Source organism: Verminephrobacter eiseniae EF01-2, from assembly GCF_000015565.1.
GTDB classification, from domain to species: Bacteria; Pseudomonadota; Gammaproteobacteria; order Burkholderiales; family Burkholderiaceae_C; genus Acidovorax; species Acidovorax eiseniae.
The window spans coordinates 493508-505942 of record NC_008786.1 but is presented as its reverse complement, the minus strand read 5'-3'; the positions used below and the strand labels follow the sequence as shown (position 1 = coordinate 505942).

Genomic DNA, 12435 nt, shown 5'->3' with positions numbered 1-12435 from the left:
TTGGAGGACATGAAATGAATAAGCTAATGGGGGTAGACCTCAGAAAACTGGCTTCGGTCGATGCCAATAAACTGGTGGATTCATTGGGTGGTAGTTTGAACTGCGCCATTCAGATCGGGTGTCACAGCTATGCATCGGCGGGGGGTGAATATGAAATCTCCCGCATATGCATTGCATCCAACGCAGAAAACCTGCAACGCCTCGCGCTCGTGTTGCTGGCCTGCGCCATCGGGACGCAGTGTGAAACCTATCTACCGATTACGGCCGTGGGTCCAACAAAGGGCATAAAGATAGGCTCGGCAAGACCTTTAGAATTTGATCCATTCCATCAACCAAAGTCCTTCACCTACACCCCGAAACGAGATCTCAAACGCTACCCCTGGTATCCATGGTCTTTGACATGTGATTATTGGACTGAGTTGCCATGCTTCGGCTTCGATTGCGCGCCAGGAGAATACTATACGAATATGCTGTGGAGCGGCCTGGCAGATATCCCAAAACCTCATATCATCGTTGTCAGTGGTTATCCAAAAGCGTTGATCCGTCTGGCGCGACTACTCCTGGACTATGCCAACACGGACATTCCGCCCGAACAAATCGATCTGGAAGTCGACGGCGGCTTTCGAGGTGTTAAATCATTTAGTTACGAAGTCAGGTTTACAAGAATTGCAGACCGGTTGGAGTGCATGAAATGAATCAGTTGATGGGGATAGACTTTAAAAAACTGGCATCGATCGATGCCAACAAACTGGTTGATTCGATGGGCAGTTTGAACTGCACCATTGAAATGAGATGCGGTGTCCACGACACATACAAAATCTATTGGATTTGCATTGCTTCCAGCACGGAAGACCTCCAGCGCATCGCGATCGCATTGCTGGCCTGCGCCATTGGGACACAACATCAGACCTACCTTCCGATCAGCACTGAATCTTTGACAGAAAACGAATCCCGGAGATGCAACACAAAACCCTCAAGCAGCTTCGGAAAAGGCATACGAATAACCGCAGCAAGACCTTCGATCGATCAGCCCAAGTCCTTCACCTATACCCCCAAACGCAAACTCAAGCGCTATCCTTGGTATCCGTGGTCTTTGACCTGTGATGCGCAGACCGAACTGCCAGTATTCACGCTCGCGGGCGTGCCCGGAGAAACGGATTGTCCGCGCTTGTGGGACGGGCGACGGGATCTCCGCGAACCCTATATCGCCTGTATCGGCGGCCATCCCAAAGCCTTGATCCGCTTGGCACGGTTGCTTTTGGACTATTCCGACACAAGCATTCCATCGGATATAGACATCGTCTTGGAACCCGACGGTGGACTCCGAGGCGCCGGGCCACTCAGCTACGTAGCTCGCTTTGAAAGAGTTGATCCTTGTCGCTGCCCTGCCTGTGTTGGCGATTCAAGCTGACATTCGTGCCAATGATGCGATGAATATGGGGCAGGCGCTTGCAGACTGATTGGGTACCGGATGGCGGTGGTGTGATAAATCCACGCCATTGTTCAGGCGCTGGGTGGTAAAGGTGATAGAAGTGGCGTGTATGCGGAGGAAAGCACCACTGGTGTTTGCAGGCCAGGCATTCAAAGACTGATTGGAGGACATGAAATGAATAAGCTAATGGGGGTAGACTTCAAAAAACTGGCCTTGATCGATGCCAACAAACTGGTGGATTCATTGGGTAGTTTGAACTGCACCATTCAATTCGGATGCCACAGCTATGCATCGGCGGGGGGTGAATATGAAATCTCCCGCATATGCATTTCTTCCAACGCAGAAAACCTGCAACGCCTCGCGCTCGTGTTGCTGGCCTGCGCCATCGGGACGCAGTCCGAAGCCTATCTTCCGATTGGCACTGGAGGGCCAACAAAAGGTATACAGATAGACTCTGAAAGACCTTCAGAATATAATCCATTCCATCAACCGAAATCCTTCACCTACACCCCGAAACGTGAACTCAAACGTTACCCCTGGTATCCATGGTCTTTGACATGTGATCATTGGACTGAACTGCCAGGTTTCGATCTGGATGACATTCCCGGAGAATCTTTGCATATATTCGACGGTCGAATGGATCTTCGCAAACCTCATCTCGTCTGTATCTATGGTTATCCCAAGGCATTCATGCGTCTGGCGCGACTGCTTCTGGACTATGCCAGCACGGACATTCCGCCGGAACAAATCGATCTGGAAATCGGCGGCGGCTTTCGATGCGTCAGCGCAGCCAGCTACGAAGCCAGGTTTACAAGAATTGCAGACTGATTGGAGCAGATGAAATGAATCAACTGATGGGGATAAGCTTTAGAAAACTGGCCTTGGCCGATGCCAACCAAGTGGTTGCTTCGATCGGTAGCTTGAACTGTGCCATCAAAGTTCGTGGTAACAGCCACAATTTCTGTTGCATTCGTATTTATTCCGAGGCAGAAGATCTCCAACGCCTCGCGATCACATTACTGGCTTGCGCCATTGGGACACAGCATCAGGTCTATCTTCCAATTGACACGGGAGATTTGGCAGAGAAATGGTCCTACAGATGGAACCCAAACCCCGGAAACAGCTTCGCAAAGGGCATACGGATAACCACCGTGAGGCCTTCGATCGATCAGCCCAAGTCCTTCACCTATACCCCCAAACGCAGACTCAAGCGCTACCCATGGTCTCCTTGGTACAAAACCTGTGATCCGCAGACCGAACTGCCAGTTTTCACGCTTGCGGGCATGCCCGGAGAAACGGATTGCCCGCGCTTGTGGGACGGGCGACGGGATCTCCGCGAACCCTATATGGTCTGTATCGGTGGCCATCCCAAAGCCTTGATCCGCTTGGCACGGTTGCTTTTGGACTATTCCGACACAAACATTCCATCGGATATAGACATCGTCCTGGAAACCGAACGCGGAATCCAGGGCGTCGGGCCACTGAGCTACGAAGTTCGTTTTGAAAGAGTCGAGCCTTGCCGCTGCCCTGCCTGTGTTGGCGATTCAAGCTGACATTCGTGCCAATGGGGCAATGAATATGGGGCAGGCGCGTGCAGACTGATTGGGGAACATGAAATGAATAAGCTAATGGGGGTAGACTTCAAAAAGCTGGCCTTGATCGATGCCAACAAACTGGTGGATTCATTGGGTATTTTGAACTGTGCCATTCAATTCGGATGCCACAGCTATGCATCGGCGGGGGGTGAATATGAAATCTCCCGCATATGCATTTCTTCCAACGCAGAAAACCAGCAGCGCCTCGCGCTCGTGTTGCTGGCCTGCGCCATCGGGACGCAGCGAGCGACCTATCTTCCGATTGACACTGGAGGGCCAACAAAAGGTATACAGGTAGGCTCTGCAAGACCTTCAGAATATGATCCATTCCATCAACCGAAATTCTTCACCTACACCCCGAAACGCGAACTCAAACGTTACCCCTGGTATCCATGGTCTTTGACATGTGATGGTCTGGCTGAACTACCATGTTTCGATTTGAGTTACGTGCCCAGAGAATCCTTGCATACCCTTTGGGACGGTCGACAAGATCTTCGCAAACCTCATATCATCTGCATCTATGGTTATCCCAAAGCATTCATTCGTCTGGCGCGACTACTTCTGGACTATGCCAATACGGACATTCCACCAGAACAAATCGATCTGGAAGTCGACGGTGGCTTTCGAGGCGTCAGCGCAGCCAGCTACGAGGTCAGGTTTACAAGAATTGCAGGCTGATTGGAGTACATGAAATGAATCAGTTGATGGGAATAGAATTTAAAAAAATGGCCTTGATCGATGCTAACAAATTGGTTGGCTCGATCGGCGGTCTGAACTGCGTCATTCTAATTTGGGGTGCCAGCCACAATTTCTGTTGCATCCGTACTTATTCCGACGCAGAAAATTTCCAACGCATCGCAATCATGCTACTGGCTTGCGCCATTGGGACACAGCATCAGGTCTATCTTCCGATTGACACGGGAGATTTGGCAGAGAAATGGTCCTACAAATGGGACGCAAGACCCGGAAACAGTTTCGCAAAGGGCATACGGATAACCGCCGTAAGGTCTTCGATCGATCAGCCCAAGTCCTTCACCTATACCCCAAAACGAAGGCTCAAGCAATATCCCTGGCATCCTTGGTCTGTGACATGTGATGTCCAGACTGAACTGCCAGTTTTCACGCTTGCGGGCATGCCCGGAGAAACTGCTTGTCCGCGCTTGTGGGACGGTCGACGGGATCTCCGCGAACCCCATATGGTCTGTATCGGCGGCCATCCCAAAGCCTTGATCCGCTTGGCACGGTTGCTTTTGGACTATGCCAACACGGATACTCCACCAGATGAAGAAATCGTCTTGGAAACCGTCGGTGGACTCCGGGGCGTCGGGCCACTGAGCTACGAAGCTCGTTTTGAAAGAGTTGATCCTTGCTGCTGCGCTGCCTGTGTTGGCGATTCAAGCTGACATTCGTGCCAATGGGGCAATGAATATGGGGCAGGCGCGTGCAGACTGATCGGAGAACATGAAATGAATGAGTTGATGGGGGTAAACCTTGGAAAACTGGCTTCGGTCGATGCCAACAAACTGGTGGATTCATTGGGCAATTTGAGTTGCACCATTCAATTCGGATGCCACAGCTATGCATCGGTGGGGGGTGAATACGAAATCTCCCGCATGTGCATTTCTTCCAACGCAGAAGACCTGCAACGCCTCGCGCTCGTGTTGCTGGCCTGCGCCATCGGGACGCAGTCCGAAGCCTATCTTCCGATTGGCACTGGAGGGCCAACAAAAGGTATACAGATAGACTCTGAAAGACCTTCAGAATATGATCCATTCCATCAACCGAAATCCTTCACCTACACCCCGAAACGCAAACTCAAACGTTACCCCTGGTATCCATGGTCTTTGACATGTGATCATTGGACTGAACTGCCAGGCTTCGATCTGGATGACATTCCCGGAGAATCTTTGCATATATTCGACGGTCGAATGGATCTTCGCAAACCTCATCTCGTCTGTATCTATGGTTATCCCAAGGCATTCATGCGTCTGGCGCGACTGCTTCTGGACTATGCCAGCACGGACATTCCGCCGGAACAAATCGATCTGGAAATCGGCGGCGGCTTTCGAGGCGTCAGCTCAGCCAGCTACGAAGCCAGGTTTACAAGAATTGCAGACTGATTGGAGCAGATGAAATGAATCAACTGATGGGGATAAGCTTTAGAAAACTGGCCTTGGCCGATGCCAACCAAGTGGTTGCTTCGATCGGTAGCTTGAACTGTGCCATCAAAGTTCGCGGTAACAGCCACAATTTCTGTTGCATTCGTATTTATTCCGAGGCAGAAGATCTCCAACGCATCGCGATCACATTACTGGCTTGCGCCATTGGGACACAGCATCAGGTCTATCTTCCAATTGACACGGGAGATTTGGCAGAGAAATGGTCCTACAAATGGAACCCAAACCCCGGAAACAGCTTCGCAAAGGGCATACGGATAACCGCCGTGAGGCCTTCGATCGATCAGCCCAAGTCCTTCACCTATACCCCCAAAAGCAGACTCAAGCGCTACCCATGGTCTCCTTGGTACAAAACCTGTGATCCGCAGACCGAACTGCCAGTTTTCACGCTCGCGGGCATGCCCGGAGAAACTGCTTGTCCGCGCTTGTGGGACGGGCGACGGGATCTCCGCGAACCCTATATGGTCTGTATCGGTGGCCACCCCAAAGCCTTGATCCGCTTGGCACGCTTGCTTTTGGACTATTCCGACGCGAACATTCCATCGGATGAAGACATCGTCCTGGAAACCGAACGCGGACTCCAGGGCGTCGGGCCACTGAGCTACGAAGCTCGTTTTGAAAGAGTCGAGCCTTGCCGCTGCCCTGCCTGTGTTGGCGATTCAAGCTGACATTCGTGCCAATGGGGCGATGAATATGGAGCAGGCGCTTGCAGACTGATTGGGTACCGGGTGGCGGTGGTGTGATAAATCCACGCCATTGTTCAGGCGCAGGGTGTAAAGGCGGTAAAAGTGGCGTGTATGCGGAGGAAAGCACCACTGGCGCTTGCAGGCCAGGCATTCAAAGACTGATTGGAGAACATGAAATGAATAAGCTAATGGGGGTAGACCTCAGAAAACTGGCTTCGGTCGATGCCAATAAACTGGTGGATTCATTGGGTGGTAGTTTGAACTGCTCCATTCAGATTGGGTGTCACAGCTATGCATCGGCGGGGGGTGAATATGAAATCTCCCGCATATGCATTGCATCCAACGCAGAAGACCTGCAACGCCTCGCGCTCGTGTTGCTGGCCTGCGCCATCGGAACGCAGTGTGAAACCTATCTACCGATTACGGCCGTGGGTCCGACAAAGGGCATAAAGATAGGCTCGGCAAGACCTTTAGAATTTGATCCATTCCATCAACCAAAATCCTTCACCTACACCCCGAAACGAGATCTCAAACGCTACCCCTGGTATCCATGGTCTTTGACATGTGATTATTGGACTGAGTTGCCATGCTTCGGCTTCGATTGCGCGCCAGGAGAATACTATACGAATATGCTGTGGAGCGGCCTGGCAGATATCCCAAAACCTCATGTCATCGTTGTCAGTGGTTATCCAAAAGCGTTGGTCCGTCTGGCGCGGCTACTCCTGGACTATGCCAACACGGACATCCCGCCCGAACAAATCGATCTGGAAGTCGACGGCGGCTTTCGAGGTGTTAAATCATTCAGTTACGAAGTCAGGTTTACAAGAATTGCAGACCGGTTGGAGTGCATGAAATGAATCAGTTGATGGGGATAGACTTTAAAAAACTGGCCTTGGTCGATGCCAACAAACTGGTTGATTCGATGGGCAGTTTGAACTGCACCATTGAAATGGGAGGCGCCATCCACGACACATTCGACATTCATTGGATTTGCATTACTTCCAGCACGGAAGACCTCCAGCGCATCGCGATCGCATTGCTGGCCTGCGCCATTGGGACACAGCATCAGACCTACCTTCCGATCAGCACTGAATCTTTGACAGAAAACGAATCCCGGAGATGCAGCACAAAACCCTTAACCAGCTTCGGAAAAGGCATACGAATAACCGCGGCAAGACCTTCGATCGATCAGCCCAAGTCCTTCACCTATACCCCCAAACGCAAACTCAAGCGCTATCCTTGGTATCCGTGGTCTTTGACCTGTGATGCGCAGACCGAACTGCCAGTATTCACGCTCGCGGGCGTGCCCGGAGAAACTGCTTGTCCGCGCTTGTGGGACGGGCGACGGGATCTCCGCGAACCCTATATCGCCTGTATCGGCGGCCATCCCAAAGCCTTGATCCGCTTGGCACGGTTGCTTTTGGACTATTCCGACACAAGCATTCCATCGGATATAGACATCGTCCTGGAAACCGAAGGCGGACTCCGGGGCGCCGGGCCACTGAGCTACGTAGCTCACTTTGAAAGAGTTGATCCTTGTCGCTGCGCGGCCTGTGCTGGCGATTCAAGCTGACATTCGTGCCAATGATGCGATGAATATGGGGCAGGCGTTTGCAGACTGATTGGGTACCGGATGGCGGCGGTGTGATAAATCCACGCCATTGATATGCCAGGATTGGAAACACCCTTTTTTCGATATGAGGTTTTTACTCTCCGTCTCCGCCAGGCAGCGCCCCTGCCGGGGCGCGTTGCGCACCTGGCAAACCGATCAACCGATTGCTGCGGCGTGGGCAGGCTCAAGCATGCTGTGCCGCTGGCTTTCAAGGGAAAACACCTATCTCCCGCAGGACAAGATTGGCCGGCGCAGGGCGCTACATTGCAGCCATGAAAATCTTCCACTCCTATTCCGACCTCAGCGCTTGCGTGGGCCAGGAGGTCGCCGTGACCGAATGGCTCACCATCACGCAAGAACAAATCAACCTGTTCGCCCAGGCCACCGGCGACCACCAGTGGATCCATGTGGACCCCGAGCGCGCGCAGGCCGGGCCGTTTGGCGCTCCGATAGCGCACGGGTATCTCACGCTGTCGCTGCTGCCGCGCTTTTTCCAGACCGGGCTGCGCATCGAGGGCGCACGCATGGGCGTGAACTATGGACTCAACCGTGTGCGCTTTACCGCGCCGGTGCCGGTGGGCAGCCGCCTGCGTGCGCGCCTGACACTGCAGGCGACCGAGCCGCTGGCACCTGACGGCCTGCAGATGCGCTGGCTCGTGACGGTCGAGCGCGATGGCAGTGGCAAGCCCGTGTGCGTGGCCGAATCGATCACGCGCAACTACGGCGCGGCGCCCTGAGCGCGCTGTGCTGCACAGTGGCGCACAACGATGCCGCCCTCTTGCCTCTTGAGGGGCAGGCGCATCGGGGCCGGGGGCGCGCTTCACTCCAGCAGTCCCGGCATGGCGACGGCGCTCTGGCCAGAGGGCATGGCGAAGCCGTTTTGGCGCCAGGCCTCGAATACCGTCACCGCCACCGCATTGGACAGATTCAGGCTGCGCTGGCCTTCGATCATGGGCAGGCGCAGGCATTGTGCGGGCGCAAAGCTCGCGCGCAACGCGGCGGCAAGCCCCCGCGTCTCAGCCCCGAACACGAACCAGTCGCCGGGCCGAAAACAGGTGGCATGCACCCATTGCAAGCTCTGCGTGGTCAGCGCGAACATGCGGCTGGCGTCCGGCCGGGCAGTGCGTAAAAAGGCCGCCCAGTCCGCGTGGCACAGCACCCGGGCGTATTCGTGGTAGTCCAGCCCGGCGCGCCGCATTCGCCGGTCTTCCATTGAAAACCCCAGGGGCTCGATCAGGTGCAGCGTGCAACCCGTGTTCGCCGCCAGGCGAATCACATTGCCGGTGTTCGGCGGGATTTCGGGTTCGACGAGCACGATGTGGAACATGGGGAGCCATTGTCAGTGCCCGCTGCAGGCGTTGGCAACCACTGGCCGGGCAAAAGCGTCCCGTTGGACCCTGTTGGATCCCGTTTCGCGGCCAGGGACTGCCATGGCCCAAAGGCGGAAAGAGCGTCCGGGCCATGCTGGCTGCACGCTGGCAATGCAAGCAGCGCGCAGGCCACCGGCCCAGCGGAGGATCGGGATTTCAGTCACTCACCGGCCCGCGCCCTTCAGCCGCTCACCGGCCCAGCGCCCACCGATCCGCAGAGGGTGTCGCAGGCACCGGGCGTGCGAGCGCCGCGAGCAGCGCCTGGTTGTCCCGGCCTGGCGCGGGCGCGCCCGCGCTGTCCCTGGGCCTCGTCCAGAAATCCGCCCAAGCGGCGCACGCGGGCGGCGGGCACGCCGACGGCGTTGAGCTGCTGCCCCATCTCGACGGCCGAACGCGTGGCAAAGGCTTCGATGAAGCATCCGCGCAGATACGGAAGCTCGCGCGCCACGACGAAGCCGCCGCCCGGGGCGTGGAATGCCTCCAGGTCGCGATGGCTTGGCCGTTGCTGCACAGCGCCTGCAGGCCCGGCACGGCGCTGAGTTGGCGAAACTGCGCCGGGGTGTTGGCGGCGGTGGCCAGCCAGCCGTCAGTGCAGCGACAGGTATCGGCCGTGGGGCTGCCGGTGTAGCCGCGATGGCTCACGCGCTGCGGCCCGATGCTGCTGCTCAAATAAGCTGAGGCGTGGGGGTACATCAGCATCAGCGAGGCTTGCAGCATCGAGGCGTCGATATGTTGGCCCAGTCCTGCGCGTGATCGCCGGTGCACCGCAGCCACGATGGCCAGCGCGCCCAACATGCCCACCGCCACGTCGATCACCGGAAAACCCGCTTTCAGCGGCGCTGCATCGGGCGATTCGCCCGGCATCATCATGCCGGTGAGGGCCTGCACCACATGGTCGTAGGCGCCGCGACCGGGCAGGCGCCCTCCTGCCCGTAGCCGGAGATCGAGCAGTAGACGATGTCGGGGCGGATGGCGCAAATCGCCGCATAGCCCAGCCCGTATTTGGCCACCACGCCCGGGCGGAAGTTTTCGATGAACACGTCCGCGCTGCCTGCCAGTGCGCGCACCGCATCGGCGCCCTCGCAGGTGCGGATGTCTACGGCCAGAGAGCGCTTGCCGGCGTTGAGCGCCGCAAAGCCGACCGGTGTGACGCCTGCGTCGCCGTCGGCCGGGCCCGCCCTGCTGGTGCGCTTCACGTCACCGCCTGCGGGCGTTTCTACCTGGATGATTTCGGCCCTCCCACTGCGCCAGATAGAGAGAAGCGAGCGGCCCGGCGATCACATGCGACATGTCGATCACGCGCAGTCCTTCGAGTGGTTTTCCCATGTCTTCAACCTCCGCTGACGCCGGCCAGCCTGACCAGTTCGGCCCACTTGAGGTTCTCGCCGCGCACGAAGGCCGCGCAAGCCTGCGGGCTGGCGCTCAGTTCGGTGCCCAGTGCCTGGGCGGCGCTGCGCAACGAGGGTGTGGCCACCACCTTCTTCACGGCGGCGTTGAGCGTGGCCAGAATCTGCGCCGGCGTTCTGGCCGGTGCCCACAGGCCGAACCAGGACTCCTGGATGGCCAGTTCGTTCCCGCCCAACAACTCGTGCAGCGTCGGCAGTTCGGGCAACTCCTGCAAGCGCGAGCGGCTGGTCACCGCCAGCGCGCGCAGCTTGCCGCCTTTGACCTGCGGGACGGCGGTGCCAGCGATCGGAAAGGCAAACTGCGTATCGCCGCGCAACAGCGAGGCGCTGATCTCGACCGAGCCCTTGAGCGGCACATGCACCGCCTCGATGCCCATCAGCGACACCAGGGTCGCGCCCGCCAAATGCGCTGCGGTGCCGATGCCGCCAGAGCCGTAGTTCATCTGCCCCGGCCAGGTCTTGGCGGCGGCCATCAGGTCGTCCAGTTTCTGGTAGGCACTGCCGGCGTTCACCACCAGCATCGCGGGCGAGGTCGCAAAATTGCTGGCCGGCGCGAAATCGGCGATGGGGTCGAAGCCGAGTTCCGGCTGCATCGCCTTTTGCACCAGGTGCGTGTTCGCGCCCATCAGCAACAGATATCCGTCAGCCGGCTGTTGCGCCGCATGGATGGCCGCCAGGACGCCACCGGCGCCGACCTTGTTCTCTATCACGATGGGTTGGCCCAGGGCCTGGCCCAGAGCGGGGCCGACTTGGCGCAACAGCAGGTCGGGCCCGCCGCCGGCCGCGTAGGGCGAGATCACGCGGATCGGCTTGCCCGGGTAAGGGGCAGCGGCACGCACACGCCAAGGAAAGAAGGCCGCCGCCGCTGCGGTGCTGGCGGTGGCGCAAAAGGAACGGCGGTCCATGTTTGTCTCCTGCAGTTTCGGGCCAAGCATAGAAGGTGCGGGCGATATCTTCGAGTGCTATGTTTTCATTGGCGCAGAACCACAGGGAATCGCCCGCATGGACACTGACACCGGCCACAACGCTGCGCAGCAGGGCATTCGCCGCCTGCGCTTTCGCCACCCCGAACTGCTGTCCCTGCAGCACCAAGACGCCAGCCTGCGCGTGGCGGCGCAAGCGCTGCACCAGACCCCACCGGCGCTGAGCAAATCCTTGCGTGAGGTCGAGGCGGCCTCCGGTTTCGCGCTCTGCGTGCGCAGCGCGCGCGGCTTGGCCCCGACGCCGCGCGGAGAACGCGCGCTCTGCGGCGCAACCCATGTTGCTGCACGAACTGGCCCATCTGCAGGCCGAAGCGGGGCCGAGCCGGTCTTGACCTCGTTGCGCATTGGCGTGCCGCCTTTCGCGGCGCAAAGCACGCTGCCCGGAATCTCGTTGCGCCTGTTCTCCCGGCATTCCCATCCCAGGGTGCAGGTGCCACAGGAGCCGGCGCCGCCGCTGGTCCAGGCGCTGCGGGCTGGCGCGCTCGATGCGCTGATCAGCCGCTATCCGGCCCGGTGGCCGCAGACGCCGGGCCAGCCGCTGCGCTACGAAAAGCGGCTTGACGCGGGGTTCGCGGTGATCGCCCCGACCGGCCATGCGCTGGCCCGGGCGCGCTGCGTCGACTGGCAGCGCCTGGCCCAGGCACCCTGGATCATGCCGGCCGCGTCGGCCATGCTGCGGCGCCTGATCGACGATGCCTTCCGGCGCGAAGGACTGCCGACGCCGATCATCGGGTCGAACTGCCCCTCGACCAACATTCGTCTGGTCGCAGCGGGCCTGGGCCTGGGCGCAGTGCCGCAGGTTCTGATGCGCGCAGCCCTGGCCGCCGGACAGATGGCGCGGGTGCGCGTAGCGCCGGGCATCCGCCCGGGCCCGGTGGTGCTGATCTGCCGCGAGGCCGCCGAACAACCTGCGCGTGGACATGCTGCGTGACGCGCTGCGGGGCTGCGTTTTCAGCGAATGAGGTGCTGGTCCGGCGCCCGAATGCCCTGCGTGTAGGATGGCGCCTTTGGCGGCCTGTTCGCGGCCCATCCCGCGGCCCATCCGTGCGGCCATCTGCGCGGCCCATCCGTTCGTTCCGACGCTCCGACGAACCATGCCGCCGCAGATCGCCCACCACGGTCCGTCGCATCCGACGATGCGCCCGGGCCGCGGCCGGGACGAGCATGGCCGCGC

The 12435-nt window shown here is 58.4% G+C and carries 16 protein-coding genes; 12 read left to right on the top strand and 4 right to left on the bottom strand.

All coding sequences use genetic code 11. The annotated features are described in order from the left end of the window. Positions 1–14 precede the first annotated feature (14 nt). From VEIS_RS25280 to VEIS_RS02155, 11 genes are all read left to right on the top strand, one after another. A complete protein-coding gene (locus VEIS_RS25280; protein WP_011808252.1) occupies positions 15–695 on the top strand; it encodes a hypothetical protein in 681 nt (226 codons plus the stop codon). Next, positions 692–1411, top strand: coding sequence for a hypothetical protein (locus VEIS_RS25275; RefSeq protein WP_011808251.1), 720 nt, complete (start codon positions 692–694; stop codon positions 1409–1411). The genes VEIS_RS25280 and VEIS_RS25275 overlap by 4 nt, the downstream gene beginning before the upstream one ends. Before the next feature lie 195 nt (positions 1412–1606). Next, on the top strand, positions 1607–2260 hold the full coding sequence (locus VEIS_RS25270; protein WP_157048359.1) for a hypothetical protein: 654 nt from the start codon (positions 1607–1609) through the stop codon (positions 2258–2260). Between the two features lie 14 nt (positions 2261–2274). After that, positions 2275–2985, top strand: a complete 711-nt coding sequence (locus VEIS_RS25265) for a hypothetical protein (RefSeq protein ID WP_011808249.1) — start codon at positions 2275–2277, stop codon at positions 2983–2985. Between the two features lie 63 nt (positions 2986–3048). Then, a complete protein-coding gene (locus VEIS_RS25260) occupies positions 3049–3705 on the top strand; it encodes a hypothetical protein (RefSeq protein ID WP_011808248.1) in 657 nt (218 codons plus the stop codon). Between the two features lie 14 nt (positions 3706–3719). Then, on the top strand, positions 3720–4430 hold the full coding sequence (locus VEIS_RS25255) for a hypothetical protein (RefSeq protein ID WP_011808247.1): 711 nt from the start codon (positions 3720–3722) through the stop codon (positions 4428–4430). A gap of 63 nt (positions 4431–4493) precedes the next feature. After that, entirely contained in the window at positions 4494–5147 is a 654-nt protein-coding gene (locus VEIS_RS25250) for a hypothetical protein (RefSeq protein WP_157048358.1), read from the top strand. A gap of 14 nt (positions 5148–5161) precedes the next feature. Continuing rightward, positions 5162–5872, top strand: coding sequence for a hypothetical protein (locus tag VEIS_RS25245; RefSeq protein ID WP_011808245.1), 711 nt, complete (start codon positions 5162–5164; stop codon positions 5870–5872). Between the two features lie 194 nt (positions 5873–6066). Continuing rightward, positions 6067–6747, top strand: coding sequence for a hypothetical protein (locus VEIS_RS25240; RefSeq protein WP_083758551.1), 681 nt, complete (start codon positions 6067–6069; stop codon positions 6745–6747). After that, on the top strand, positions 6744–7463 hold the full coding sequence (locus VEIS_RS25235) for a hypothetical protein (protein ID WP_011808243.1): 720 nt from the start codon (positions 6744–6746) through the stop codon (positions 7461–7463). The genes VEIS_RS25240 and VEIS_RS25235 overlap by 4 nt, the downstream gene beginning before the upstream one ends. Before the next feature lie 311 nt (positions 7464–7774). Then, positions 7775–8239 carry a MaoC family dehydratase gene (locus VEIS_RS02155; RefSeq protein WP_041949745.1) on the top strand — a complete coding sequence of 155 codons (465 nt, stop codon included), beginning with the start codon at positions 7775–7777 and terminating at the stop codon, positions 8237–8239. A gap of 83 nt (positions 8240–8322) precedes the next feature. On the opposite strand, the gene VEIS_RS02150 is transcribed toward VEIS_RS02155, so the two are convergent. The 4 genes from VEIS_RS02150 to VEIS_RS02140 all read right to left on the bottom strand — a co-directional run bounded on the left by VEIS_RS02150 (position 8323) and on the right by VEIS_RS02140 (position 11183). Further along, positions 8323–8829, bottom strand: a complete 507-nt coding sequence (locus VEIS_RS02150) for a tRNA (cytidine(34)-2'-O)-methyltransferase (protein ID WP_011808241.1) — start codon at positions 8827–8829, stop codon at positions 8323–8325. Between the two features lie 232 nt (positions 8830–9061). Next, on the bottom strand, positions 9062–9760 hold the full coding sequence (locus tag VEIS_RS25230) for a CoA transferase (RefSeq protein WP_049773787.1): 699 nt from the start codon (positions 9758–9760) through the stop codon (positions 9062–9064). After that, positions 9739–10068 (bottom strand): CoA transferase, encoded by a 330-nt coding sequence (locus VEIS_RS31055; protein WP_049773785.1) that lies wholly within the window; start codon positions 10066–10068, stop codon positions 9739–9741. Before VEIS_RS31055 ends, VEIS_RS25230 begins: the two co-directional genes overlap by 22 nt. 134 nt (positions 10069–10202) lie before the next feature. Continuing rightward, a complete protein-coding gene (locus tag VEIS_RS02140) occupies positions 10203–11183 on the bottom strand; it encodes a tripartite tricarboxylate transporter substrate-binding protein (RefSeq protein WP_011808240.1) in 981 nt (326 codons plus the stop codon). A 97-nt stretch (positions 11184–11280) separates the two neighbouring features. Between VEIS_RS02140 and VEIS_RS02135 the strand changes: the two genes are divergently transcribed. After that, positions 11281–12192, top strand: a complete 912-nt coding sequence (locus VEIS_RS02135) for a LysR family transcriptional regulator (RefSeq protein ID WP_011808239.1) — start codon at positions 11281–11283, stop codon at positions 12190–12192. Positions 12193–12435 lie beyond the last annotated feature (243 nt).

Bases quoted from the DNA above. Each gene is read 5' to 3' on its own strand.
- VEIS_RS25280 (WP_011808252.1), top strand. From the start codon at position 15: ATGAATAAGCTAATGGGGGTAGACCTCAGAAAACTGGCTTCGGTCGAT.
- VEIS_RS25275 (WP_011808251.1), top strand. From the start codon at position 692: ATGAATCAGTTGATGGGGATAGACTTTAAAAAACTGGCATCGATCGAT.
- VEIS_RS25270 (WP_157048359.1), top strand. From the start codon at position 1,607: ATGAATAAGCTAATGGGGGTAGACTTCAAAAAACTGGCCTTGATCGAT.
- VEIS_RS25265 (WP_011808249.1), top strand. From the start codon at position 2,275: ATGAATCAACTGATGGGGATAAGCTTTAGAAAACTGGCCTTGGCCGAT.
- VEIS_RS25260 (WP_011808248.1), top strand. From the start codon at position 3,049: ATGAATAAGCTAATGGGGGTAGACTTCAAAAAGCTGGCCTTGATCGAT.
- VEIS_RS25255 (WP_011808247.1), top strand. From the start codon at position 3,720: ATGAATCAGTTGATGGGAATAGAATTTAAAAAAATGGCCTTGATCGAT.
- VEIS_RS25250 (WP_157048358.1), top strand. From the start codon at position 4,494: ATGAATGAGTTGATGGGGGTAAACCTTGGAAAACTGGCTTCGGTCGAT.
- VEIS_RS25245 (WP_011808245.1), top strand. From the start codon at position 5,162: ATGAATCAACTGATGGGGATAAGCTTTAGAAAACTGGCCTTGGCCGAT.
- VEIS_RS25240 (WP_083758551.1), top strand. From the start codon at position 6,067: ATGAATAAGCTAATGGGGGTAGACCTCAGAAAACTGGCTTCGGTCGAT.
- VEIS_RS25235 (WP_011808243.1), top strand. From the start codon at position 6,744: ATGAATCAGTTGATGGGGATAGACTTTAAAAAACTGGCCTTGGTCGAT.
- VEIS_RS02155 (WP_041949745.1), top strand. From the start codon at position 7,775: ATGAAAATCTTCCACTCCTATTCCGACCTCAGCGCTTGCGTGGGCCAG.
- VEIS_RS02150 (WP_011808241.1), bottom strand. From the start codon at position 8,829: ATGTTCCACATCGTGCTCGTCGAACCCGAAATCCCGCCGAACACCGGC.
- VEIS_RS02140 (WP_011808240.1), bottom strand. From the start codon at position 11,183: ATGGACCGCCGTTCCTTTTGCGCCACCGCCAGCACCGCAGCGGCGGCG.
- VEIS_RS02135 (WP_011808239.1), top strand. From the start codon at position 11,281: ATGGACACTGACACCGGCCACAACGCTGCGCAGCAGGGCATTCGCCGC.